Annotated in this window: 30 protein-coding genes; 13 read left to right on the top strand and 17 right to left on the bottom strand. The window is 54.4% G+C overall.

The features are described 5' to 3' along the window. Positions 1-699 (bottom strand): CTP synthase C-terminal region-related (seleno)protein, encoded by a 699-nt coding sequence (locus FHW04_RS04550; protein WP_089561514.1) that lies wholly within the window; start codon positions 697-699, stop codon positions 1-3. A 679-nt stretch (positions 700-1378) separates the two neighbouring features. On the opposite strand from FHW04_RS04550, the gene dtpA reads away from it, so the two are divergent. Further along, a complete protein-coding gene (dtpA, locus tag FHW04_RS04545; protein WP_031377355.1) occupies positions 1379-2875 on the top strand; it encodes a dipeptide/tripeptide permease DtpA in 1497 nt (498 codons plus the stop codon). A gap of 149 nt (positions 2876-3024) precedes the next feature. Further along, positions 3025-3630 carry a glutathione transferase GstA gene (gene gstA, locus FHW04_RS04540; protein ID WP_031377356.1) on the top strand — a complete coding sequence of 202 codons (606 nt, stop codon included), beginning with the start codon at positions 3025-3027 and terminating at the stop codon, positions 3628-3630. 69 nt (positions 3631-3699) lie between these two features. Here the strand turns inward: gstA and pdxY are convergent, their stop codons facing one another. The 4 genes from pdxY to FHW04_RS04520 all read right to left on the bottom strand — a co-directional run bounded on the left by pdxY (position 3700) and on the right by FHW04_RS04520 (position 7028). Continuing rightward, positions 3700-4560 (bottom strand): pyridoxal kinase PdxY, encoded by an 861-nt coding sequence (gene pdxY, locus FHW04_RS04535; RefSeq protein ID WP_031377357.1) that lies wholly within the window; start codon positions 4558-4560, stop codon positions 3700-3702. Positions 4561-4616: 56 nt separating this feature from the next. Beyond that, entirely contained in the window at positions 4617-5891 is a 1275-nt protein-coding gene (tyrS, locus tag FHW04_RS04530) for a tyrosine--tRNA ligase (RefSeq protein WP_031377358.1), read from the bottom strand. Positions 5892-6031: 140 nt separating this feature from the next. Beyond that, positions 6032-6688, bottom strand: a complete 657-nt coding sequence (gene pdxH / locus FHW04_RS04525) for a pyridoxamine 5'-phosphate oxidase (protein WP_089561513.1) — start codon at positions 6686-6688, stop codon at positions 6032-6034. A 25-nt stretch (positions 6689-6713) separates the two neighbouring features. After that, positions 6714-7028, bottom strand: a complete 315-nt coding sequence (locus FHW04_RS04520; protein ID WP_031377360.1) for an MliC family protein — start codon at positions 7026-7028, stop codon at positions 6714-6716. 189 nt (positions 7029-7217) lie between these two features. On the opposite strand from FHW04_RS04520, the gene FHW04_RS04515 reads away from it, so the two are divergent. Then, positions 7218-7421 (top strand): hypothetical protein, encoded by a 204-nt coding sequence (locus tag FHW04_RS04515; RefSeq protein WP_031377361.1) that lies wholly within the window; start codon positions 7218-7220, stop codon positions 7419-7421. Positions 7422-7489: 68 nt separating this feature from the next. On the opposite strand, the gene FHW04_RS04510 is transcribed toward FHW04_RS04515, so the two are convergent. Then, a complete protein-coding gene (locus tag FHW04_RS04510) occupies positions 7490-8170 on the bottom strand; it encodes an SOS response-associated peptidase family protein (protein WP_031377362.1) in 681 nt (226 codons plus the stop codon). A 306-nt stretch (positions 8171-8476) separates the two neighbouring features. Here FHW04_RS04510 and FHW04_RS04505 point away from each other — a divergent pair, with 306 nt between their 5' ends. The 3 genes from FHW04_RS04505 to FHW04_RS04495 all read left to right on the top strand — a co-directional run bounded on the left by FHW04_RS04505 (position 8477) and on the right by FHW04_RS04495 (position 9636). Continuing rightward, positions 8477-8710, top strand: coding sequence for a YgdI/YgdR family lipoprotein (locus FHW04_RS04505; RefSeq protein WP_031377363.1), 234 nt, complete (start codon positions 8477-8479; stop codon positions 8708-8710). A 16-nt stretch (positions 8711-8726) separates the two neighbouring features. Next, complete coding sequence (locus FHW04_RS04500) at positions 8727-8957, top strand: YgdI/YgdR family lipoprotein (protein ID WP_031377364.1); 231 nt, start codon at positions 8727-8729, stop codon at positions 8955-8957. A gap of 406 nt (positions 8958-9363) precedes the next feature. Continuing rightward, positions 9364-9636 (top strand): hypothetical protein, encoded by a 273-nt coding sequence (locus FHW04_RS04495; RefSeq protein WP_031377365.1) that lies wholly within the window; start codon positions 9364-9366, stop codon positions 9634-9636. A 208-nt stretch (positions 9637-9844) separates the two neighbouring features. On the opposite strand, the gene FHW04_RS04490 is transcribed toward FHW04_RS04495, so the two are convergent. The 6 genes from FHW04_RS04490 to umuD form a co-directional block, all read right to left on the bottom strand. After that, positions 9845-9985: a hypothetical protein gene (locus tag FHW04_RS04490; RefSeq protein ID WP_227021914.1), complete on the bottom strand. Its 141-nt coding sequence runs from the start codon at positions 9983-9985 to the stop codon at positions 9845-9847. Positions 9986-10093: 108 nt separating this feature from the next. Further along, positions 10094-10297 carry a hypothetical protein gene (locus FHW04_RS04485; RefSeq protein WP_031377366.1) on the bottom strand — a complete coding sequence of 68 codons (204 nt, stop codon included), beginning with the start codon at positions 10295-10297 and terminating at the stop codon, positions 10094-10096. Between the two features lie 145 nt (positions 10298-10442). Further along, on the bottom strand, positions 10443-11057 hold the full coding sequence (locus FHW04_RS04480; protein WP_094106342.1) for a TetR/AcrR family transcriptional regulator: 615 nt from the start codon (positions 11055-11057) through the stop codon (positions 10443-10445). 209 nt (positions 11058-11266) lie between these two features. Continuing rightward, positions 11267-11545, bottom strand: a complete 279-nt coding sequence (locus FHW04_RS04475; protein WP_046288349.1) for a hypothetical protein — start codon at positions 11543-11545, stop codon at positions 11267-11269. Between the two features lie 152 nt (positions 11546-11697). Then, a complete protein-coding gene (gene umuC / locus FHW04_RS04470; protein WP_089561512.1) occupies positions 11698-12966 on the bottom strand; it encodes a translesion error-prone DNA polymerase V subunit UmuC in 1269 nt (422 codons plus the stop codon). A gap of 2 nt (positions 12967-12968) precedes the next feature. Then, positions 12969-13388: a translesion error-prone DNA polymerase V autoproteolytic subunit gene (umuD, locus tag FHW04_RS04465; RefSeq protein WP_089561511.1), complete on the bottom strand. Its 420-nt coding sequence runs from the start codon at positions 13386-13388 to the stop codon at positions 12969-12971. Positions 13389-13724: 336 nt separating this feature from the next. Here umuD and FHW04_RS04460 point away from each other — a divergent pair, with 336 nt between their 5' ends. Next, positions 13725-13976: a hypothetical protein gene (locus FHW04_RS04460; RefSeq protein WP_031377371.1), complete on the top strand. Its 252-nt coding sequence runs from the start codon at positions 13725-13727 to the stop codon at positions 13974-13976. Between the two features lie 96 nt (positions 13977-14072). Here FHW04_RS04460 and FHW04_RS04455 read toward each other — a convergent pair whose 3' ends face one another. After that, on the bottom strand, positions 14073-14297 hold the full coding sequence (locus FHW04_RS04455; RefSeq protein ID WP_089561510.1) for a hypothetical protein: 225 nt from the start codon (positions 14295-14297) through the stop codon (positions 14073-14075). Positions 14298-14838: 541 nt separating this feature from the next. Between FHW04_RS04455 and FHW04_RS04450 the strand changes: the two genes are divergently transcribed. The 3 genes from FHW04_RS04450 (at position 14839) to FHW04_RS04440 (ending at position 17187) form a co-directional block, all read left to right on the top strand. Further along, positions 14839-15096 (top strand): biofilm development regulator YmgB/AriR family protein, encoded by a 258-nt coding sequence (locus tag FHW04_RS04450; RefSeq protein WP_031377373.1) that lies wholly within the window; start codon positions 14839-14841, stop codon positions 15094-15096. Positions 15097-15385: 289 nt separating this feature from the next. Further along, positions 15386-16234 carry a manganese catalase family protein gene (locus FHW04_RS04445; RefSeq protein WP_089561509.1) on the top strand — a complete coding sequence of 283 codons (849 nt, stop codon included), beginning with the start codon at positions 15386-15388 and terminating at the stop codon, positions 16232-16234. Positions 16235-16323: 89 nt separating this feature from the next. Next, complete coding sequence (locus FHW04_RS04440) at positions 16324-17187, top strand: glucose 1-dehydrogenase (protein WP_031377375.1); 864 nt, start codon at positions 16324-16326, stop codon at positions 17185-17187. A gap of 48 nt (positions 17188-17235) precedes the next feature. Here FHW04_RS04440 and FHW04_RS04435 read toward each other — a convergent pair whose 3' ends face one another. Continuing rightward, a complete protein-coding gene (locus FHW04_RS04435; RefSeq protein ID WP_031377376.1) occupies positions 17236-18204 on the bottom strand; it encodes a UV damage endonuclease UvsE in 969 nt (322 codons plus the stop codon). A 96-nt stretch (positions 18205-18300) separates the two neighbouring features. On the opposite strand from FHW04_RS04435, the gene FHW04_RS04430 reads away from it, so the two are divergent. Together FHW04_RS04430 and FHW04_RS04425 are read left to right on the top strand one after the other, a co-directional pair. Continuing rightward, positions 18301-18666 (top strand): MmcQ/YjbR family DNA-binding protein, encoded by a 366-nt coding sequence (locus FHW04_RS04430; RefSeq protein WP_031377377.1) that lies wholly within the window; start codon positions 18301-18303, stop codon positions 18664-18666. A gap of 154 nt (positions 18667-18820) precedes the next feature. Further along, on the top strand, positions 18821-18997 hold the full coding sequence (locus FHW04_RS04425) for a general stress protein (protein WP_031377378.1): 177 nt from the start codon (positions 18821-18823) through the stop codon (positions 18995-18997). A gap of 125 nt (positions 18998-19122) precedes the next feature. Here the strand turns inward: FHW04_RS04425 and zinT are convergent, their stop codons facing one another. Next, positions 19123-19773, bottom strand: a complete 651-nt coding sequence (zinT, locus tag FHW04_RS04420) for a metal-binding protein ZinT (RefSeq protein ID WP_084227783.1) — start codon at positions 19771-19773, stop codon at positions 19123-19125. Between the two features lie 86 nt (positions 19774-19859). Further along, entirely contained in the window at positions 19860-20273 is a 414-nt protein-coding gene (locus tag FHW04_RS04415) for a VOC family protein (RefSeq protein WP_089561508.1), read from the bottom strand. A 195-nt stretch (positions 20274-20468) separates the two neighbouring features. Between FHW04_RS04415 and katE the strand changes: the two genes are divergently transcribed. Next, positions 20469-22733, top strand: coding sequence for a catalase HPII (gene katE, locus FHW04_RS04410; RefSeq protein ID WP_031377381.1), 2265 nt, complete (start codon positions 20469-20471; stop codon positions 22731-22733). A gap of 115 nt (positions 22734-22848) precedes the next feature. Here the strand turns inward: katE and FHW04_RS04405 are convergent, their stop codons facing one another. Further along, on the bottom strand, positions 22849-23112 hold the full coding sequence (locus tag FHW04_RS04405) for a hypothetical protein (protein ID WP_089561507.1): 264 nt from the start codon (positions 23110-23112) through the stop codon (positions 22849-22851). Between the last annotated feature and the right edge of the window lie 689 nt (positions 23113-23801).

Below are 23801 nucleotides of genomic sequence, written 5' to 3'. Positions count from 1 at the left end.
TCAGCGCTGCGCCAGCGCGGCCTGCATCCAGGCGACCACCAGCGGTGAGGTCTTCTGTTGCAGCGCGGCCCGCTCTGACTGAAACAGCGTGGCGACAAAAAACGGGTGATCGTCCAGCTCAACACCGCGTACATCACCGTCTGAGTCCCAGGCGGTGATAGCCAGCGTCCTGTCGGCCAGCGCTGCGCTGAAGTCCGGGTTAACGCCAAAGTTACAATGGTAACCCTCATCGCTGTTCAGCGTGCCGTAGGCCCTGGCAATACGCGAACCGGCGGCAAAGCTGACCGCGCCGCGCTGCTCCACCAGCGAACAGCTCAGTGGCGCTATCACCATCCGTCCGCTCTGGTCGGTCTCCGCATGTGCCGCATCCTGCCAGTCGAGCACGTTGCGGGCATACTCAATCACCGCATACTGAAACCCGCCGCAGGAGCCGAGAAAAGGTTTGCCCTGTTCCCGCGCCATACGGATGGCAGCAAACACGCCGGCATCATGGTGATAAGGGCTGCCTGGCACCACCCAGATCGCCTCACGCTGTTGCAGCCGGCTGAGATCGCCCAGTTGTTCAGTGGCAATCCACTCTGCGTCAACGGTGATATTCAGCTCAGCGGCGGCACGTTCTATTGCCAGCGGAATCGCCTGATGGGCGACGGCGTCAGCACGGTAATCGCCGACCAGAGATAAACGTAAAGGGGAAGACATAAACCATCCTCATGAGGGGAAAGAATGAGGTTACAGGAATGTTAATTTATTGTCGAGCGAGGCCGGACGCACCGTGAATTTCTGCCCTCTGCACCCCACCGAACCGGGCATCTGATTCCGGACTGTCAGACCGCGCAGGCAATTTTTATGCTTCGATTGTCGTCTGCTGCCGTTTTTTGCTGCGCAGATTTTCAGCACGCAAACGGTTTCTTCTTTTTCTTCCTGAATTAAATCATCTATTTGTGCGCAGGATCGTCATTTGTTCACTTTTAGTGCAAAGCGGGCAGATAAATGACGGATATTTCGCCGCTTCGCCTGGAATATAGTCGCTGACTGACGAATAGTGCTGGATAGTTATTATTCAACAAACTATTAATCTGCATAATCCTCTATTAGCAGTTAATATCAATATGATCCAGCCACTGGCTCGCATCCACAGCATTTATACTGCTATAATCGACACTTGCCATATTTAAATCCGATTAACAGTTTGTTATAAGTTTTTTAACCCGACAATATCAGGCTAAACCAGTGGTCAGAAAATTCTTGCCCTGTCGCGCTTAATCAGCCAAATTAGTCGCCGCTTTTCCCTTCTAATAACAATCTTGCGCATGGACAACTCACATGACGCGGACTTAATTCCTGTCCCGAAACAGGGTGTGATAAAACTGAGGTACATGTGTCAACTGCAAACAAACACACTGATGAGACAGTCAGTCTCAATGCGTTTAAACAGCCAAAGGCGTTCTACTTAATCTTCTCGATTGAGCTGTGGGAACGTTTTGGTTTCTATGGCCTGCAGGCCATCATGGCGGTTTACCTGGTGAAACAGCTGGGGATGTCCGAATCAGACTCCATCACGCTGTTCTCCTCGTTCAGCGCACTGGTCTACGGACTGGTGGCGATTGGTGGCTGGCTCGGCGATAAGGTGCTGGGTACCAAACGCGTGATTGTGCTGGGCGTGCTGGTGCTGGCGCTGGGTTATGCGCTGGTGGCCTTCTCCGGTCACAACGTCAGCATTGTCTATATCGGTATGGCGACCATCGCCGTCGGTAGCGGCCTGTTTAAAGCGAACCCGTCTTCGCTGCTGTCAACCTGCTACGACAAAGATGACCCGCGTATCGACGGTGCTTTCACCATGTTCTATATGTCGATCAACATCGGCTCGCTGTTCTCGATGATGCTGACCCCGTGGTTAGCCGAGAAATATGGCTACAACGTGGCGTTCTCGCTGTCGGTCATTGGTCTGGTGATCACCCTGTTCAACTTCCTGTTCTGCAAGCGCATGGTCAAAGATTACGGTTCTAAACCGGATTTCGCCCCGCTGCAAATCGGTAAGCTGCTGATGACGCTGGTAGGCGTTGTGGTGCTGGTGGCACTGGCTAACTGGATGCTGCATCACCAGTCTATCGCCCGTCTGGTGCTGGCGGTGATTGCGCTGGGTATCGTGCTGGTGTTTGCCAAAGAGGCCTTTGCCCTGCAGGGTGCCGCGCGTCGTAAGATGATTGTCGCCTTCCTGCTGATGGTCGAAGCGATTCTGTTCTTTGTGCTCTACATGCAGATGCCGACTTCGCTGAACTTCTTTGCCATCCGCAACGTTGAGCACAGCATTCTTGGCATCACCTTTGCGCCGGAACAGTTCCAGGCGCTGAACCCGTTCTGGATTATGCTGGCCAGTCCGCTGCTGGCGGCGCTCTACAACAAGCTGGGCGATAAACTGCCGATGCCGCATAAGTTTGCTTTCGGCATGGTGCTCTGCTCAGGTGCGTTTCTGGTGCTGCCGGTGGGCGCGAAGTTTGCCAGCGATGCGGGTATCGTCTCGGTTAACTGGCTGATTCTGAGCTATGCGCTGCAGAGTATCGGTGAGCTGATGATCTCCGGTCTCGGCCTGGCGATGGTCGCACAGCTGGTGCCACAGCGTCTGATGGGCTTTATCATGGGCTCATGGTTCCTGACCACCGCAGGCGCGGCAGTGATTGCCGGTAAAGTGGCTAACCTGATGGCAGTGCCGGAAAACGTGACCGATCCGCTGATTTCGCTGGCCACCTATAGCCGCGTGTTCCAGCAGATTGGTATCGTGACCGCGGTCATTGCCCTGCTGATGCTGATTACAGCGCCGTTGCTTAACCGGATGACCCAGGATAACGACGCAAAAACCAAAGAGGTCGAGGCGTAAACCGTCTGACCCTTTACCCGCCGGGCACTGCCCGGCTTTTTTTTATTCCTCTCCCAGTCGCCCTCTCTCCGTTCCCTGATCGTCGTCACTGGCAATTCCGGGCCAGGCCCTTATGATGCAATGATCCCATCGCATCAAGGAGGCTGGTCATGAAACTGTTTTGCAAAGCGGGTGCCTGTTCTCTCTCACCCCACATTGTCATGCGCGAATGCGGGCTCGACTTCACGCAGGTGAATGTTGATCTGGCAAAAAAAATCACGGAACGTGGCGACGATTATTGGCAAATCAATCCCAAAGGACAGGTACCGGCGCTGCAGCTCAGCGACGGCACGGTACTGACCGAAGGCGTGGCGATTGTGCAGTATCTGGCGGACCTCAAGCCTGACCGCCATCTGCTGGCTCCGGTCGGCAGCCTGACGCGCTATCACACCGTGGAATGGCTGAGCTACATCAGCAGCGAACTGCACAAAAGTTTTACCCCGCTGTTTCGTCCGGATAGCACGGAAGAGGAAAAAAGCCGGGCGCGGACCCTGCTGACGGCTAAGTTCCGCTTTGTGGATGAGGCGCTGCGTGACAAGCAGTGGCTGATGGGGCTGCGCTTTAGCGTGGCCGATGCCTATCTGTATGTGGTGACGCGCTGGGCCAGAGCGCTCAGGCTCGATTTATCGGCCTGTACGGCGCTGGAGAGCTGGTTCAGTCGGGTGACGGCGCGGCCGGCGGTGCAGGCGGCGTTAACGGCGGAAGGCTTACACTGAGTCTGGTGCTACCTCAGCAAAAAATGAGCCGCTACGTGAACAGGGCCGATGATCCGGCCCTGCTCTGTTTTACAGCTTTTCAGCCGCGAAGTGCTGGGTCGGCGCGGCAATCGCATCCTGCGCGGCCACCAGTTGCAGTTCATACTCGCCCATCTGATGGGTTTTCAGCATCACTTCATACACTGCCGCCGTCACGTGCTCCAGCGCATCCTGTAAGCTTTTGCCGTGCAGCAGATTCACCAGCAGCAGGCCGCTGGTCAGATCGCCCACGCCAACCGGCTGCCGTACGCCAAAATCAACCAGCGGACGACTGATGTGCCAGGCATCTTCGGCGGTGACCAGCAGCATCTCAAAGCGATCGCTGCGACGGCCCGCCCGCGCCAGATGTTTTACCAGCACCACTTTTGGTCCCTGGGCGATCAGCGCCCGCGCGGCGTCTACCGCGGCATCAACGTCGGTAATGCTGCGCTCGCTCAGCATTTCCAGTTCCAGCAGATTCGGGGCGATGATATCGCTGGCCGGCATCGCCATTTTACAGTGAAATTCCGCCACGCCCGGCGCTACGATACAGCCCTTTTCAGGATGGCCCATCACCGGATCGCAGAAATACCAGGCGTCGGGATTAGCCGCTTTGACCTGGCGGACAATCTCTAAAATCTGTTCGCCCTGTTCCGCCGATCCCAGATAGCCGCTCAGCACCGCATCACAGGTCTTCAGGCGGTCGATGTCGGCGATACCTTTCACGATATCGGTCAGATGAGTGGCTGGCATCACCGTGCCGGTCCAGTGACCATATTGCGTATGGTTGGAAAACTGTACGGTGTTCAGCGGCCAGACGTTCGCGCCCATGCGGCGCATCGGAAACTCGGCAGCCGCGTTACCGGCATGACCAAAAACAACGTGCGACTGAATCGCTAAAATATTTTTCACTTGTTTGCCCTGTCCTGCCTTGCCATAAAAAAGGGCCGGAAACCGGCCCTGAAATCTTACTGCCAGTTAATCAGGCAGTAATGTTTCTTGCCGCGACGCAGCAGCGTGTAGCGATTAAACAGCTTATCGCTGTCGCTGAAGCGGTACTCCGCGTCCGACTGCTTCTCACCGTTGAGTGAGACGGCGTTTGAGCCGATCATGGTGCGAGCCTGACCGCGTGACGGCACCAGCTCCGCTTTCACCAGCGCCTGCTGCAGATCGTCCTCCGCGCTCAGGGTGATGGTCGGCATGCCATCCTGCGCCAGCTGTTCGAAATCGGCTTCGGTCATTTCGCTGATCGAACCGGAGAACAGGCTGGCGGTAATCCGTTTCGCGGCGGCCAGACCTTCCTCACCGTGCACCAGGCGGGTGACCTGCTCGGCCAGTACATACTGCGCACGTGGCGCGGTACCGCTGTTTTTGTCTTCTTCTTCCAGCGCATTGATCTCTTCAATGCTCATGAAGGTAAAGAACTTCAGGAACCGGTAAACATCGGCATCCGCAGTGTTGATCCAGAACTGGTAGAACTTATAAGGACTGGTTTTCTTCGCATCCAGCCAGACCGCGCCGCCTTCGGTTTTACCGAATTTAGTGCCGTCAGACTTGGTGATCAGCGGAACCGTCAGGCCAAACACCTGATTCTGATGCAGACGACGGGTCAGATCGATACCGGAGGTAATGTTGCCCCACTGATCGGAGCCGCCAATCTGCAGCGAGACGCCGTGACGCTCATTGAGGCAGGCAAAGTCGTAGCCCTGCAGCAGATTATAGGAAAACTCAGTGAAGGAGATGCCCTGATCGTCACGGTTCAGACGCTGCTTCACCGCTTCTTTATTGATCATCTGGTTCACTGAGAAGTGCTTACCAATATCACGCAGGAAGGTCAGCACATTCATGCTGCCAAACCAGTCATAGTTATTGGCGGCGATAGCGCTGTTGCTGCCGCAATCGAAATCAAGGAATGGCGCCACCTGCTGGCGGATCTTTTCAACCCATTCGTTGACGGTTTCGCTGGTATTGAGTTTACGCTCTGCTGCTTTAAAGCTGGGGTCGCCAATCAGGCCGGTAGCACCGCCAACCAGCGCGACCGGCTTGTGTCCGGCATCCTGAAAACGCTTCAGGCAGAGCAGCGGTACCAGATGGCCCAAATGCAAGCTGTCAGCAGTGGGATCAAAGCCGCAATAGAGCGAAATTGGCCCCTGCGCCAGTTTCTCTGTTAACGCGTCTTCATCCGTCACCTGGGCGATCAGGCCCCTCTCTTGCAATTGTTGTATCAGGTTACTGCTGGTCATCACTGACTCCAAATTGATCAGACTGCACCTATGCTGGTACACAGCTTTCCGCTGAGTTGCGGAATCGAAAAAAATGAGGGCTATAGCATAAAGCGCTGACGCCTTCTGTGCCAGCGCTGAAAGGCGGGAATCTTACCGATTCAGGGTGCCAGTCGGTCGATTTTCCAGCCGTCGTGATCGCGCTGATAGAGGAAACGATCGTGCAGGCGATGTTCGCCCCCCTGCCAGAACTCCACCGTATGAAATTTCACCCGGTAGCCGCCCCAGAAACTGGGCAGCGGGATCTCGCCCTGCTGGAACTTCTGCTTAAGCTCAAGGAACTTGCCTTCCAGTATGCCGCGCGCGGAGATGCGACTCGACTGCTTCGACACCCAGGCACCAATCTGGCTGTCACGCGGACGGCTGTGGAAGTACTTCAGCACCTCCAGCGGCGACAGCTTCTCGACCTCACCCAGCACCAGCACCTGACGCTCCAGAAAGTGCCACGGGAAATGCAGCGAAATACGCGGGTTGTGCGCCAGCTGCAAGGCCTTACGGCTGCCCAGATTGGTATAGAACACCATGCCCTGCGCATCAAAATGCTTCAGCAGAACGATGCGTTGCCACGGCTGCCCCTCTTCATCCACCGTCGCCACGGTCATCGCCGTCGGATCGGGCAGCTTCGCTTCGCAGGCCTGGCTCAGCCACTGTTCAAACAGCACGATAGGATCGACCGGCAGATCCTTACGGCGCAGCCCGCCGCGGGTATATTCACGCCGCAGGTGGGCAATGGTGTGTAGCGTATCGCTGTCGCTCATAATGTTCGCTCATTCAGATAAACAGTCAGCTGGCGGGTTGCAGCTCACAATCATTAACGACAATTTTATCGTTACGTTCGATAAACGCGCCGTTTCCTTTGGACCAGAAGACATAGTTGCCGTCGCTGTAGCGGGCACCCGAGGCGGATACCGTCTGTTTTAGCGTCAGCGGCTGACCATCCATAATAAAGCTGACCTGCTGCTGTGCTTCATCAAGGGTGACGGTCAGCGGCAAGGTACCGCAGCGGTAGTGCAGGGTCTGGGGCGCCGGTGGCTGTTTATGCATCAGGCTACAGCCCGACAGCAGCAGCGCAGCGGCAACGGTTAATCCTTTCAACATAAGCGGGTCTCCTTCACGAGTGAAGCTGGCATTATAAGAAGGATTTGACGTGAAGTAAGTGGGAATCAACGCCAATCTGGCCGACAGCCGAGATTGAGGTGCTTTATTGCGGTTTATCAGCCGGTTGTCTGAATGCACGCGCGGCTTAATCAGGCTACGCTCTATAGATCTGAAGCGAGGGAGACAAAAATGAAATTTGATAACGAAGATGCGTTCAAACTGGCAGTCGCGTTTATGAACCACAAAGAGAACGCCACCATAGCCAGTAGCTACTTTAAAACCTTTATCGACACCTACCAGAAATTCGATCGCTGGCTGAGCGCCTCCGATCCGATCAATGCGATGAAAGCCGAGAAAGCGGCCGCCAAAGCCGGGGAAGACTCGCTCCTCTGATCGGCCCTGCCGATCGGCGCACCCAGTTGATCGGCACGGTTATCAGCCCTGTCCGGCCCGGTAGCGGCTCACTCTGCCGGGTCATCAATCTCCGCGATCAGGCTGGCATCCTGATGATGAATATTCCCCACCGCCTGGCTCACCGGGTGCCAGGCAAACGCCTGCTCCGGTAACGCCGCCTGCTGCGCAATCTCAACCGCCCGTTCTGGCGTCGTCTCCGCACTTAGCCACTCAGTTACTGCGCTGGCTTCCAGCACCAGCGGCCGCCGATCGTGAATATCAACCATCCCCTTATCGCTGGCGGCAGTCACAATCACAAATCCCTCTTTGCCGTGCTCGCGGTCATAAGGCGCTTTGCCGATAGCGGCGAAGAACAGCGGTTGCTGGTGACGATGGTAGATAAACCACGGCTGCTTCTGCTTGCCCTGCTTTTTCCATTCGTACCAGCCATCGGCTGGCACGATAGCGCGACCCTGTGCCCACAACGGTTTAAACATCCGTCCCTGCGCCGCGGTTTCGCTGCGCGCATTGATCAACGGGGCCTTGTGCCACCAGTCGGGACCGTAACCCCACAGCACCGGATCAAGATGCAGCTGGTTATCGTGCTGGTTAAGCAACAGCACCCGGGTACCGGGCGCCACGTTGTAGCGGCCGATCGGTTGCGGGTCGTAAATAATTTCATCTTCCGGAATCCCCAGCGCATCGAAATAGTCATTCCGGCTGCTGTACTGCGCAAATCGTCCACACATAAGCACCTCCATGGTTAAGCATAGCTGACGCCGACGGCACCACCTGGACGGCGGCAGTGAGATTAATTTTACTGGTCTGACCTTTTTACTGCGGATTATTTGCGTACCCTTTAACCAGGCGGACAAATAACCTGCCCGACTGCTTTCATTGGCAATAAATGCTATATCCGGCGCACAGGTGGATGATTATTCCCCTGCACGCGCCTTTCTGGCCAAAAATTAGCCAACGAAGCGCTACAGGGCCAGCAAAATTTATAAAGGCGTCTATGCTGTATACGTCTGGATTTACTTCAAGGAGATGAAAAAATGAAAATGAAATCCCTCTCGGCTGTCGCTTTGGTGGCCCTTTGTTTAGGCACCCTGGCGGGCTGCGCATCTAATCAATCGATTAAGACTACCGATGGCCGCACTATTGTTACCGATGGCAAGCCACAAATTGATGATGATACCGGACTGGTCTCATATCGCGATGCTCAGACCGGTAAAACCGAGCAAATCAATCGCAATGAAATTAGTAACATGAGTGAACTCGACAACTAATTATAAGGTGAATACGATGAAAAAAGCGCTGATTTTACCTCTTGCTGCATTGATTGGTATGACCGTATTAACCGGTTGCACCCGTACCAGCTACGCAATCCACACCAATGATGGACGCACCATTATTAGTGATGGCAAACCTTCTGAGTCAGATGCCGGTCTGCTGGCATATAAAGATGCCAACGGCGTTAAGCAGCAAATTAATAAAGCTGACGTTAAAGCAGTTTCTGAAGTGCCAAATAAATAATTACGGATATTCCGTTATAAAGCCGCCGCCTGGCGGCTTTATTTTTGCTTTTTTTAGCTGAAACGTTAATCGCGGCCTGTGCTGCAGTGCGCCCTTAACACCGCTGCCCTTCAGCTGTGTCGGGCTGTCCGGTGCTACAGCCGCGCTTTATTCCGCCCCTTCGCTTATCTGAATTTCAGGCTCATCCAGCTTTTGTTACCGGTATTATGCGTACCCCGAGTGGCGTCAAAAATAGTAAGGCGTAACGTTTTAGCCAGATATCAGTAAGTTAACCGGATAGGCAAAAGTTCATTTTATTTGCTGATGACTTTAATAGCGTCTGCCTTAGGGGATTCCACTTTCGTTTAAGCTGCCTTTAACTAGAATAATTATTGTGTTATTTACATTTTCACTCAGGAGGTTACCCATGGTATTTCACGATAAATCAACCGGACATATGATTCTTGGTGAAGCCGCCATTAACCTGGCGTTTGAACAACAGGATATTACGCTGGTATCACTGATTCGACAGTTGGGTGAGATGGCTGAAAATGAGCGTAACGACGATCGCGTGGCGCAAATTGCTGATGCGCGCAACTGGCTGAAAAGTTTTATCAATGCTTCAACCCGCGATCGGGCCGAGCTGAACTGGCTGGTGGTGACCGGACAGGAACCGGTTGAACTTAAAAACTATCGTTAATCCTTCCTCTCAGGCTGACATTTCTGCCGAGGGCACCTTCTCCGGTGCCCGTATCGCCCCGCTGCCCGCCTTTTATTACCGCGTCATGTTATTACCGCGTCATGCTGCTTCAGACGAGCCAGCTGAAAAGCGAATCCTGTGCTCTGCGGCGTGCCGGGCAACGGCAGGCTGACCTGTCCGGGGCCGACTGTGGCGCTAGCCAGTTCGCCTATTCAGTCAGTGGCTCGCCGTTTTCGGTTACGCTCTGATGCGACGGATGTTGTGTCGCATGGGTTTCGAACCCGCCACGGGCGGCAAAAACGGAACAGCCGATAGCGGCCACCAGGGTCAGTAAGATTGAGGTTTTCACGAAACAGGCCTTAATTTTCTACGCAGGATAATGGAGCAGAAAAGCCTGGCACACAATAAGCGGTTCGGAAAGCGCACCGCAGAATTTCTCTGACTAAAAAGCGCGGGGCTAATGGAGTTTACGCGCCAGAATGCGAATCGCTTTCCGACAGGATAAGCGCGTATTACGGTCAGGTGAACGGACGCGCAAACTGTGCAGCGCAGTGATGATCTCATGAACACTCAGCACTTCATCGGGCCTGATCAGGCGTGAGACCACTTTTCCTATCAGGGCGCGAATTTCATCATTAATCGTCAGGTCGTCGTCTGTCACTGCTCGCTCCCGGGCATCTGGCGGGCGGCGATTGTCCCGCCGCGGGTTATGATCGTTGCCATCGCGTTTCTCTTGTTCGCTTTGGGTTACCTCTGTCCGTTTACCGATAAATTTAGGAAGCGCTCGCCTCCTAATTAGCTAAATTTTAACCCAGCACTTTTAATGCCAGGGCAAGGGTCTGTTGTTCGTCTGCCACATCGCTGACCTTGCCCGCCACCCGCATCCCATAGGCAATGCAGAGGATCAGTCCGGCAGCCGACTCAACATCCAGCGTGTCGGAGACAGAGCCATCCTGCTGTCCCTGCTCCAGCAGCGAAACCAGAAAGCACTGATTACGCACCACCACCTGATTGATGCGGAGCGCCAGCGCCTCATCCAGCGTCTGCAATTCAATCGCGCTGGCGACCACCAGACAGCCGCGTCGCCCTTCAACGGCACGCGCGGAATCGAGATAAAACTGCAGCAGTTCCGCTATTTTTGCCCGTCCGCTGGTACAGGGCAGCAGCCGGCGGCGCAGCTCGGCATTACGCAGCAGCAGATAACGTTCAAACACCTGCAGAAACAGGGAGCGTTTATCTTTAAACGCCTTGTAGATGCTGCCAGCAGAGAGGTTCATCGCCTCGCCCAGCTCGCTCAGTGATGCCGCGTGATACCCTTTTTGCCGAAAAACAATCATGGCGTGGTCCAGAGCCTGTTCAATATCAAACTCTCTGGGGCGGCCCCGTTCTTTGTTTTTATGCGCTGTGGCTATCGTGATCATCATTACCGGCCAGGGGGAAAGGTGCTCCCGTAAAAATCAACAGGGGATTGTATCCCAGCCGCTGATAATAAGTATACCGCGCTGATACTTTATCTTCAGGCACGAGTTCGGCTGCGTGACAATTTAATCGCCTTAATGGTTAACGATGCTACTCAATTTATGCTTTTTAGTGAGAACCTATTTTCCCGGCATCAGAACAATCCCGCCGCTTATTTATCCGGCAATAATGCTGCCTCGGCGTGACGTTCGGCCTTTTGCTGGCGGCGTTTCTCGCTATTTATTTTGATCAGCCACAGCGTAAATTGTTTAATAAGCAAGCTGGCATGGCTTTCATTATCCGCAAAGCAGATAAATAGCTGAGATTTTATATTATTGCTCTCATCGACTGCATAAATTTCATATTCCTCTTCGCGACGGTTTTTTACTATCGCGGTGAAATGTATGGCCGGCCACTGATTAATTCTGTTTTCAAATTGTCTAAAATTCATCACATTTACCTAAATATTTTATCAATACACCCGACCAGCTAACAACTGGTCGGGCCAGGTAAAGGATAACGGCCCGATAATTTCACTGCGTGATAAAAAAAGCTTTTATCCGGAAATCATTATGCTACGGCGGCAGTAAAAACAGCGGGCGCTTATTTCACTCTCGCGACCGGTAAATCGGTCAGACGGGTAGTGTAAGCGGGCGACAGCATCTCGCGTTTCATCGCCCACTCTTTATGGATGCCCTGCCCGGCAAACCACAGCTTTCCCCGGCCTTTCTGGTTGATGCGGTCAACCAGCTGCATCAGCACCTCGCTGTCAGCGCGCGGTGGCATCTCATCGAACAGATTAAGCTGGGCTACGCCCTGACTGAAAAAATCGCCCAGCAGGACACCGGCTTTCATATAGCGGTGGCCCTCTATCCAGATATTATCCAGGCACGCCATGGCGACGCGGATAATGTCACGCGTGTCAGGGGTTGGGGTCAGCAGCTGACCGGTAGACTGATTGCCATAGAAAGTTTCGTTGACCGCATGTGGACTGGTACGCACAAACACCCCGACCTGACGGCAATATTGTTTCTCCCGCCGCAGTTTTTCTGCCGCCCGTTCGGCATAGGCGCAGATGGCCTGCCGCATCTGATTGTAATCGGAGATACGGCTGCCAAACGATCGCGAACAGATGATCTGCTGCTTCACCGGAGTGAACTCTTCCATTTCCAGACAAGGCTCGCCGCGCAGCTCCCTGACCGTACGCTCCAGCACCACATTAAAATGCTTGCGAATGGTCGGAGTACTCTGGGCAGCCAGATCCTGCGCGGTCTCGATCCCCATCGCATTCAGCCGTTTCGCGATGCGGCGACCTACGCCCCACACCTCGGCGACATCAATCAACGCCAGCAGCTTTTTCTGCCGCTCAGGATCGGACAGATCGACGATGCCGCCGGTTTTGCTCCACTTCTTGGCGGCAAAATTAGCCAGCTTCGCCAGGGTTTTGGTCTGGGCAATGCCGACGCCGACGGTCAGATGCGTCTCTTTCAGCACCCGTTGGCGGACCTGGCGGGCAAAGGTTTCCAGCGCCGTACAGTTCTGCACGCCGGTCAGATTCAGAAACGCTTCGTCGATCGAGTAGATCTCAACCGAAGGTGCCATCTCTTCCAGGATGGTCATCACCCGTTGGCTCATATCGGCGTAGAGCGCATAGTTCGAGCTGAAGACTTGCACCCCATGACGCGTCAGCTCTTCACGCATTTTAAAATAGGGTGCGCCCATTTTGATGCCCACCCTTTTCGCCTCAGCGCTGCGCGCAATGACACAGCCGTCGTTATTCGACAGCACCACCACCGGCTTGCCGCGCAGATCGGGCCGGAACACCGTTTCACATGAGGCATAAAAACTGTTCACGTCGACCAGCGCGAACATGATTAATGGGTCGATTTAATAACGAAGGTCACCACACCGAACACTTCAAGCGCATCTTCCGTTTTAATGGCGATCGGCTTGAACTGGGTATTCATCGGCATCAGTTGCAGGCAGGGATGGAGCTGGAGGCGTTTAACCGTGAATTCACCGTCAACGGCGGCGACCACAATATCGCCATGGGCAGCGGTCAGCGAACTGTCGACCACCAGCATGTCACCGTCGTTAATACCCGCGTCTGTCATCGATTCACCGCTCACCCGGACAAAATAGGTGGCGCTGGGTCGCTGAACCATCAGCGTGTTTAAATCAATTCTTTGTTCGACATAATCCTGCGCCGGTGAGGGAAATCCGCAGGGTACCCGTTCGATGTACAACGGCAACGGCATAACGGCGTGCAGGTCCGCAGGTTTGATGAACTCCATAATAACACTCCTTTTCCAGATAACTGTATATAAACACAGTAATATCGAATTACCCTTTTAATCAAGCGCAACGGAAAAGGTTTAAGCGAAGGGGTTGATGACAATGCACTTTTTTTTGTGGCGTTTTTTTGCGCTGGCGTAATATTCAGCAGAAAGCGATCACTATCACCGCACAAGCTGAGCGGCGCGACTTGTTGATCGGGAATGGCGGTATAATCGCCCGGCTAATGCATTATTCTGACTTAAGGAAAATCTGACAAAGTTTGTCTGCTGCCTGCGTTGTTTGAATATCCGGCGTGGCATGGTTATTCTGCGGTGTTTAATCATGGAGGTGTTATGTCAGACGATGCGCGAATCAAACATCTTGAAGATGAAGTCCGTCAGCTAAAAGTAGAGACCACGGTATTAAAAGAGATCCTCGGCCAGCAAATTGCGCTGAATAATCTCAACTACAAAGGTAAGTTTGATGATGTGCTGGCGGCGCTGGCGAAAGAATATGCCGGACGCGGTCTGGATGAGGGCGATAACCGGGCGATCCATGACACATTACGGCAGTACATTAAATATGAGCCGCCGTCAGTAGAATAAGCGTTACCCGGCAGCCAGAGCGTTGCCGGGCTTCAGCGGCGACCCGGTGCTGAGGCCCGATCTGCCATCCACACCTCGCCGCCTCAGGCCGCTGGTTTACACTTCGCTATCGCTTTCCAGCGCATCCTGAATCGCATCCGCCAGATTAGCAATTTCATTGGCCACCGCCTGCAGATCCCACGCCGTTTTTGAACCGGTCGCCGAGGTTGACGCGCTGACTGACTCTTTAGCTACCGCCAGCGCCGCTGCCACCGCCACCGTGCGCTTGTGCTGTTCCTGCGTGATGCCGGCAGGCGGAAGCGCGAAATAGCCGTTAATCATGATCATCTCCTTCTGATAAGTAAGCGCTAAACCTTAGCCTTCTGAGGCGCAGGTGTGAAGTGAATTGTGCTGGCTTCACGGTCAGGTGAATAAGATTACCACCGTTGTACCGCCCGCCCCTGTCCCGTCAGCGCGGTTTTACTGTCTGAACCTGTACAGGTTTTTGCGGAAAATCACCCAGACGTACAGCCTTGAGCGGAAATATTTTTTTCAGCGAATTTGATAAAGAAAAAGCGAAAAGCGCAGCGACAAGAAAATAACTACTTGTATTTAAATATATTTAATAAAAATTAACCGTTAATTATTTTAAACATGCATGTGAAATACACCACCGACCAGTAAAATTTTATCGAATTTCGTTGTACAAGTTTGTCGTTATTGTATAACTTTGCGCCGTGATGTTAAGTCACTTGTAACGAAAGGTGCATTGCACCGCATCTGAAGGTGTCGTGGATTTCCACCTTCAGATGCTCTTTTTTTGCGTCGTCCGCTGACCGGACCTGAAATGGCGCATTTGTCCCCCTTTTTGATGAGGCCTGATATGCAAACGACAATCAATACAGAGTCTCAGATTTCTGAATACTTCATGAACTCTGGCACTCCGGTTACCAGCGAGAAAGAAGTTATTGCAGCCGTCCATGCTGAACTCGCGCATTACAAAACCCACGTTTCCGATAAAGACATTGTGCTGGGCCTGATTCATCGCCTGGAGAGTGAGCGTGACGTGGCTAAACAGGATATTTATCGTCAGGCACTGGAACACGTTCTGCAGAATGCGTCGTCGACCAGTAACAGCTGACATCCTGTGTCTGTTGTGAGGGATCACTGATTAGCACGGATGCTTTTGCTTCCCAGAATTTGCCCCGCCTGCGGGGCTTTTTTATGCCTTTTCTTCCGGGGGTCAGCGTCATCATTCTACTGTAATCAGCCCTCATCGGCGGACCAACCGTTTATCCATTTTTCGCGGTTTTTTGCCGCTTATCCCCTCTTACTCATCCACTAATTGCTCTCGTTACGCTTTCTTTTTTCGCTATCCCTGTCCAGGCTTTTTTCTGCATCGAGTGCAAACACTGACGAGGAAAAAAATCATGTTTCATCATTCATCAAAACTCCAGTTCCCGGTTCGCGTCGAGAAACCAGATCCAGAATTCGCCATGCTGTTACAGCAAGCCATCGGTGGCGTAGAGGGTGAAATTCGTGTGGCGATGCAATACTTTTTCCAGGCGATGGGCGCGCGTGGCGATGCCCGGATTCGGGATCTGCTGATCTCCACCGCAACCGAAGAACTCAGCCATATCGAAATGCTGGGCTATGCAGTGGCACTCAACCTTGAGGGCGCACCGCTCTCCTACCAGGAAGCCTCAGCCAAAGATCCGGTGGTTAACGCCATTCTGGGCGGCATGAACCCGCGTCATATCCTTTCATCGGGTCTGTCAGCGATGCCGGTTAACGCCAACGGTATGCCGTTCGACATGAGCCATATCTATGCTTCCGGCAACGTGGCGGCCGATATGCTGGCTAACGTCACGGCTGAAGCCACCGGCCGCGTGCTGGCGACCCGCCTGTACAATATGACGGAAGATAAAGGGATGAAGGACTTCCTGTCGTTCCTGATCGCTCGTGACACCATGCACCAGCAGCAGTGGCTGGCGGTGATTGAAGAGATGGGCGGCCTGAATGCTTCGCTGCCTATTCCAAACAGCTTCCCGCAGGAAAATGAAGCGCAGGAGCACTCTTACTACTGCCTGAACACCTCGCTGGATAAACCGCTGCCGGAAGGCCGCTGGAGCAATGGCCCGGCCTACGACGGTCACGGCCAGTTCAGTGCAAAACAGCAGCCGGAGATCCTCGGTGATGAGCCGCTGCTCGGTAACGCCCGTCCAGGCTCAGGCGCACAGCAGGAGCAGATTGACGGTGTCGCGTCACCGAAACCTTAATTGACGCCAGCGTGTCAGTCAGGACCACAGCCGTTCCGGCGGTCCTGACTGACTGTTTTACGCTAACGGATTTTTATGGAGGAATATTCATGTCATCGACTCAACGCCCCCAACCCCCTTTTGCCGAACAGCAACAGAACTGGCCCGGTACGACCTCGGCCATGCAGCCGCAGCCCGATCATGGTGAACAAAGTTATCAGGGCTCAGGCCGGCTGGCGGGCAAAAAAGCCATTATTACCGGCGGCGATTCCGGCATCGGTCGGGCGGTCGCTATCGCGTTTGCCCGCGAAGGGGCTGATGTCCTGATCTCTTATCTTGATGAACATGAAGATGCGCAGGATACCGCCCGGCTGGTCGAAGCCGCAGGCCAGAAAGCGATTCTGGTGCCAGGCGACATTACCGAGGCAGCACACTGTTCCGCCATCGTTGAGAAAGCGGTAGAAGCGTTTGGTGAGATCAACATTCTGGTGAACAACGCGGCTTATCAGATGACGCGTGAATCGCTGGATGAAATCAGCGATGACGAGTTTGACCGGACGATGAAAACCAATCTTTACGCCCTGTTCCGCATCACCAAAGCGGCAGTGCCGCATATGCCAGCGGGTGGATCGATCATTAATACCGCGTCGATCAACGCCGACCAGCCAAAGCCGAAGCTGCTGCCCTACTCGGCGACTAAAGCGGCTATCGTCAACTTTTCCGGCAGCCTCGCCGCCATGCTGGCGGAAAAAGGCATCCGCGCCAACGCGGTAGCACCGGGCCCAATCTGGACACCGCTGATCCCGTCGACCATGCCGGTTGAGCAGGTGAAAAACTTTGGCAGCGAAGTGCCGTTGCAGCGCGCCGGTCAGCCGGCTGAACTGGCCCCGACCTATGTGATGCTGGCCAGCGATGAGGCCAGCTATATTTCGGGCGCTACGGTCGCCGTCACCGGCGGCGTGGCGATTATTTGAGGTCGCTTCCCCTTGCTGCCCGACCAGCAAGGGGAAAGCTGTCGGCTGTTACGCTATCCGCTGTTGCTGTTTCGCCCACTGGTAGAGCTGTTCCCGCGCCAGATTCTTCATTTTCACTTCGCACATGATGTCGAAATCCTGAAACGACAATGCCCAGTCATTGAGCGTGTCGTTGAAGTAGTAATCGGAGTGCGCCCGCAGTTTGCTTTTCGACACGCCCAGCTGTTGCTGATCCGGCCAGCCCTGCGGCGGAATAATCCCCTCCTGTGAAATCGAATAATGCAGTACCGGCCGGACGCCGCGCCACGAAGCGATTATCGCGGCAATCCGCGCATCGTCAGGCTGGATAAACTGATTCTCTTTCACCCAGTGATGGTGAATATCCAGCACCACCGGACAGAGCGCGGCGGCCTGCAGTACGTCATCCAGCGAACAGGATATTTCATCATTCTCTACCGTCAGCATCCGGCGCGCTTCCTCGCTCAGCTGACCAAACGAACGTTTAAAACCGTCGAATCCCGCCTTACCGTTCATATGAATATTGATTTTAAAATCCTGGAAGCGTTGGCCGTAGCCCATCAGGCAGGCGCATAGGGTGTGATATTCGACATCCTCCAGCGCGCGGCTCACCACATCCGGATTATCTGACGCCAGCACCGTATATTGCCCCGGATGAAAGGAGAGTCGGATCTGGTGCGCGCGTGCCAGTTCACCGCAGCGGGCGAACAGCGGATGAAGCTCGGGTAAAAACGCGGCAAACAGCGACGTGGCCTCCGGAACGGTATAAAGCGGCAGCAGATCGCTGCCAATACGCATCATTCTTAACGGCTCCGGTAAGGTCGCCAGCTGCTCCAGCGTCAGGTAGAGCTGGTTAAGGTTGGTAACGGATATCTCATAAATCAGTTGATTACGTTGATCGTGCGGTAAACTCAGAAACCGTTTACGCGTGGTGGCGCGGAACGGGAAAAACTGTTTGCCATCGTGGTTGAGATACTTACATGCAAAGCCTAATTTCATGTCTGCTCCTGATTTATGCTTATCAGAAGTGTAACAGGCCTCAGTCACTCAGCCAGTGGGCAGTGATTGACCAACCCGGTAACAAGGAGATTCGCTATGCAGGGTGCTGATATCCAGCGCATCGCTATTGAGGCGGCCGAGCGGCTGCCTGCCGCCGAGTCCAGCTATCCGTTTGGACCGGCACATCAGGTCTATAAAGTGTGCGGTAAGGTGTTTCTACTGCTGACCGTGCTGCGGGGGGTGCCGATCATCACCCTGAAATGCCAGCCGCAGCAGGCGGAACTGCATCGCGCCATCTATCCCTCTATTACCGCCGGTTACCATATGAATAAGCAGCACTGGATCACCGTCTACCCGGGCGACGCACTGTCAGAAGGGTTGATCCAGCAGCTGGTCGACGATTCGTATCAACAGGTGGTGAAGGGAATACCGGCCTCGCGCCGGCCGGTATGGGTTGGCTGAAGTCCCGCCAATTTATGCAGATAATCAACAGATTAGCGAGGCGACAGCCGCCTCGATTTTGCCGTTTTGCTGGCATAATCCAGCCGGCAAACTAAACTTAATACTGTGACTAGCTAGTCCTACTTATCTAAGGAACCTGATACGAGGCCTATCTATGACACAACAGAAATACCGGGGTGGCGCAGGCAACTTTGCCAATGACCCGGACCGTGCCAGTGAAGCTGGAAGTGCCGGTGGCAAAGCCAGCGGAGGCAATTTCAAGAACGATCCTGAAAGAGCCAGGGAAGCTGGCCGCAAGGGCGGTAAAGTCAGTCGGCGCACCTCTAAGTAGATCTGAGTGAAGCGCTTTAGGATTTTGTACGCCACGGATTGGCGATTTACCTGCATAAGCTGGCCGCGTTTGTCGCCTGAAAACCCGCCGTTACGGGCGGGTGTGTCAAAAGCCGAAGCAAATCCTTAATGATGCAGCATCTCATCCACCACCTGCGCATTCATCATCTGCCAGGGATAGTAGGTCGGCCAGTTATCCATCTCCGCCAGTAAAGCTTGCTGCGAACGATTACCCATAAAAATATGGAAGTGGGCTGATTTGCGCGGTGCGATGGTGTGATCGCTGAACTGCACATATTTCGGCGCATCGCTGTTCGCCTCCTGGCATTCGAACAGGTAGCGCACCCCTTTCTTGCCCGAGGTATAGGTCAGGATCCGGTGGCCGGCATAATGGTAGCGGCAGGCGCTGACCCGATCGCCAATATGAAATTCCATCACGCCGTTTTCGATGCCGATAGTGTCGACATTGGTCGCGTAGCCTTTACGGTAATAAGCTTTAACCTGCTGCGCCGTTTTGCTGCCATCCTGCTGCGCTTTTTTCTGCCATACCGGGTCCAGCTCGCCACTTTCCAATAGTGGATAGACCGACTGCCACAGGCCATCCCAGTCCGACAGCGGGCGATCTTTAACATCCGCATCGGCAAAGTCCCCTTCCGCCGCTTTCTGTTCCATGGCTGACAACGGTTTGCCGTGCGCATGATCGCCATGCGCCGCCACCTGATTGCTGATCAACAGCGCGCCCAGCGCCATCGCCCACTTACCTGTATGATTTGCCAACGTCGCGATCCTCAATAGAAGTTACAAAATGAAATGTTATGATATAACATTTCTAACTTCAATCGGGAAATGCACGCCGGCTGCAATTAAACCGACGCGTAGGCCGGATCGTCGTTACAGAACAGCGCCAGCTTATTGCCTGCCGGATCGCGCAGGTAAGCCACGTAAAAATTCGGGTTATAGCGTTCACGAATGCCTGGCGTGCCCTCATCTGTGCCCCCTGCCCGCAGGCCCGCCGCGTAAAGCTCGTCAACCCTTTGCCGCGTCGGCGCGCGGAATCCGGCCATGTTGCCGTTACCCGGCTGCGCGTCTGCGCCATCCCACGGCTTCGCAATGTAGACGGCACCGGGTCCGTTTTGCCGATCGGGCACCTCCGGCAGCGAAAAAATCAGCTGTTCGCCATCGGGCTCAACCAGATACCCGAGCGGCAGCAGAACTGCCCGATAAAAGTGACCGGACAGCGCCACATCATTCGCACCAATAAACAGATAGCTGAGCATACAGACCTCCGAATAGTTGCAGTTGGCCGGCAATAAGCGAAACGACAGGCTGCCGCACCGGGTGAAGGTGTTATTTTAGCCCGCCAAAAAGAAACCCGGCGAGGTGAGTTAAAGTCGCGGTTTACCCCCAGCATTGGTCAGGTTGTTCTATATTTAGTGTCGTCGAAAGTAAAATAACCGCTGGAGCATGGATTAATGTCGAAAGAAACAGAGAAGAAAGAACTGAGCCACCGCGCCCCCACCACCGGGCCGGAGTCGTCAGAACCCGGACTCGGTTCGCTGGCACCTCAGGATGGATCACATCAGCCGCCAGCCGAACCGACGCCTCCCGGCAAACAACCGACCGCGCCAGGTAGCCTGAAAGCCCCGCAGACCCATAACGCTAAACTCGACCAGCTCAATGCCAGCCGTAAAAACGGCACCAACAGCCCGCTTACCACCAACCAGGGAACCCGTATTGCGAACGATCAGAATTCGCTGCGTGCCGGTTCGCGTGGGCCAACCCTGCTGGAAGACTTTATTATGCGTGAGAAGATCACGCATTTTGACCATGAACGTATCCCGGAGCGCATCGTGCATGCGCGCGGCTCAGCGGCGCACGGCTATTTTCAGCCCTACCGCTCGTTAAAAGATCTGACTAAAGCGCAGTTCCTCAGCGATCCGAATCAGGTGACGCCGGTTTTCGTGCGTTTCTCCACGGTACAGGGCGGCGCCGGTTCCGCTGATACGGTGCGTGATATTCGCGGTTTCGCCACCAAGTTTTATACCGAAGAGGGCGTCTTCGACCTGGTCGGCAACAACACCCCGGTGTTCTTTATTCAGGATGCGCATAAATTCCCTGACTTCGTGCACGCGGTGAAGCCTGAACCCCACAACGAAATCCCGCAGGGCCAGAGCGCCCACGATACCTTCTGGGATTACGTCTCTCTCCAGCCGGAAACCATGCACAACGTCATCTGGGCGATGTCCGATCGCGGCATTCCGCGCAGCTATCGCACCATGGAAGGGTTTGGTATTCACACCTTCCGCCTGATTAATGCTGCAGGCAAAGCGACCTTTGTCCGCTTCCACTGGAAGCCGGTGGCAGGCAAAGCCTCGCTGCTGTGGGATGAGTCGCAGAAACTGACCGGCCGCGATCCCGATTTCCATCGTCGCGACCTGTGGGAAGCGATTGAAGCGGGTGACTTCCCGGAATATGAACTGGGCCTGCAGCTGATCCCGGAAGAGGATGAATTCAAATTCGATTTCGATATTCTGGACGCCACCAAACTGATCCCGGAAGAGCTGGTACCGGTCGAGATCGTGGGTAAGATGGTGCTTAACCGCAACCCGGATAACTTCTTCGCAGAAACCGAGCAGGTAGCATTCCACCCAGGCCACATCGTGCCGGGCCTCGATTTTTCCAACGATCCGCTGCTGCAGGGCCGTCTGTTCTCCTATACCGATACCCAGATCAGCCGCCTCGGTGGTCCGAACTTCCATGAGATCCCGATCAACCGTCCAACCTGTCCGTACCATAACTTCCAGCGTCAGGGGATGCACCGTCAGGATATCGACACTAACCCGGCCAACTACGAGCCGAACTCGATCAACGATAACTGGCCACGTGAAACCCCGCCAGCCGCTGAAGGTGGCGGTTTTGAAAGCTACCAGGAGCGCGTTGAGGGCCACAAAGTGCGCGAGCGCAGCCCATCATTCGGTGAGTATTATGCTCAGCCGCGCCTGTTCTGGATGAGCCAGACGCCGGTCGAACAGCAGCATATTATCGGCGCTTACTCGTTCGAGCTGAGTAAAGTGGCGCGGGCCTATATTCGTGAGCGGGTGGTCGATCATCTGGCGCGGATTGACCTCGGTCTGGCGAAAGGCGTGGCGGATAATCTCGGTATCGCCCTGACCGCCGATCAGCTGAATATCCAGCCGCCAAAAGCGGTTAACGGCCTGACCAAAGATGACAGCCTGAGTCTCTACGCCATCCCGGATGGCGAGATCAAGGGCCGTCAGGTAGCGTTACTGGTCAGCGATGGCGTGAAGGCGGCAGATGTGCTGTCAATTCTGCAGGAACTGAAAGCGGTCGGTGTTCACACCAAACTGCTGGCTGCACACATGGGCCAGGTACGCGCCGATGATGGTTCGGTGCTGCCGATTGATGCCACCTTCGCCGGTCTGCCGTCACTGACCTTTGACGCCGTTATCGTGCCGGATGGCAACATCGACGCCCTGCTGCTGAGCGGTGATGCGCGTTACTTCCTGCTGGAAGCCTACAAGCATCTGAAAGTTATTGGTCTGTCAGGCGATGCACGTCGCTTCAAGGCGCAGTTCAGTCTGGGCGAAACCGAACAGGAAGAAGGCATTGTTGAGGGTGACAAAGCAGAAAACGCCCTGATGGCGGACTTCATCCAGGCGATGAAAGCACACCGCGTCTGGTCACGCAGCCAGAAAGCGCTGTCAGTACCGGCCTGACGATCGCGACGTGCTATTGCGCGTCAGATCTGCAGTAAAAAACCGCCTCCCGGGGCGGTTTTTTACTGCTCGATCCGGTCGGCAAGCGGCGCTGCTGCAGCCAGAGATGCGCCGATCATTTTGTCTTTTTGACCCGGTTTTCACGGAACAGTAAGGTGACGACACCGAATATCCCGCCGGTCAGAAAACCGTATTCGAGATCGGCGGCATCCTTACGGATATCCTGCAGCCTGATCAGCGCCCTTTCCGCATCTGGCGCAATAATTTCCTCAAACTGTTTCTGATAGCCGTCAGCCTTAAGCCGTTCGGCTGCCGCGCTGTCCTTCCGGTCGGCAGCCACCAGCTGACGGCCTTTCCTGAAAAAGAAAAATTCGGGCATGCTGAGTTCCTTTGCAGTCACGATTTGAAGCTTCAACATAACCGCAATCGGACGCTGCGCCCAGCGGAAACTCAGGCCAGGGCAGCCAGGCAAAGCGACATTGATCAGACGCCGGCTTATCCGCGCTGGCCGTCGCCTGCTTGTATTCTGTTATCGGTGGCAACGGGTCGTCCTGGTAAATGCACTAAAGCGCAATAGCGAGAAAAACAGGCGGTTGCGCCAGCGAGATGGATTCAGGCTCACGGACAACGAATGTGCCTCGCGGACGGCTGCCTCGCACGGGAGCCGGGTCGAATGCGGGTCGGGTTTGTGGCGCGGCTCTTTACATCTTCCGTGTCATGAGTCAGCAACGGCAGATGAGGCTGGATGACAAACGTTAAAGGATGGACCAACCGTACCGATACTGTTTCAATAACTGATTAGAACGCGTGAAAACAGCCAGGAAGGGTCGATGGCACGAAGAAGAGAGCTCAAAGGAATTAGCCATTCTCTGAATAGTAGTTTTGTCAGTCGAAACAACGATTACAATGGTTTCTGGGCTATAGGCCGGTTAAAACGCTTTGCTATTAACCAGGGACTTAAATCCGTGACGTTGGTGATGCTGCCAACTTACTGATTTAGTGTATGATGGTGTTTTTGAGGTGCTCCAGTGGCTTCTGTTTCTATCAGCTGTCCCTCCTGTTCAGCTA

Origin of the sequence: Pantoea sp. AN62, from assembly GCF_050432985.1 — a bacterium.
Classification (GTDB): domain Bacteria; phylum Pseudomonadota; class Gammaproteobacteria; order Enterobacterales; family Enterobacteriaceae; genus Pantoea; species Pantoea brenneri.
The sequence above is the reverse complement of the archived record's forward strand: the minus strand, read 5'-3'. Positions and strand labels throughout refer to the sequence as shown.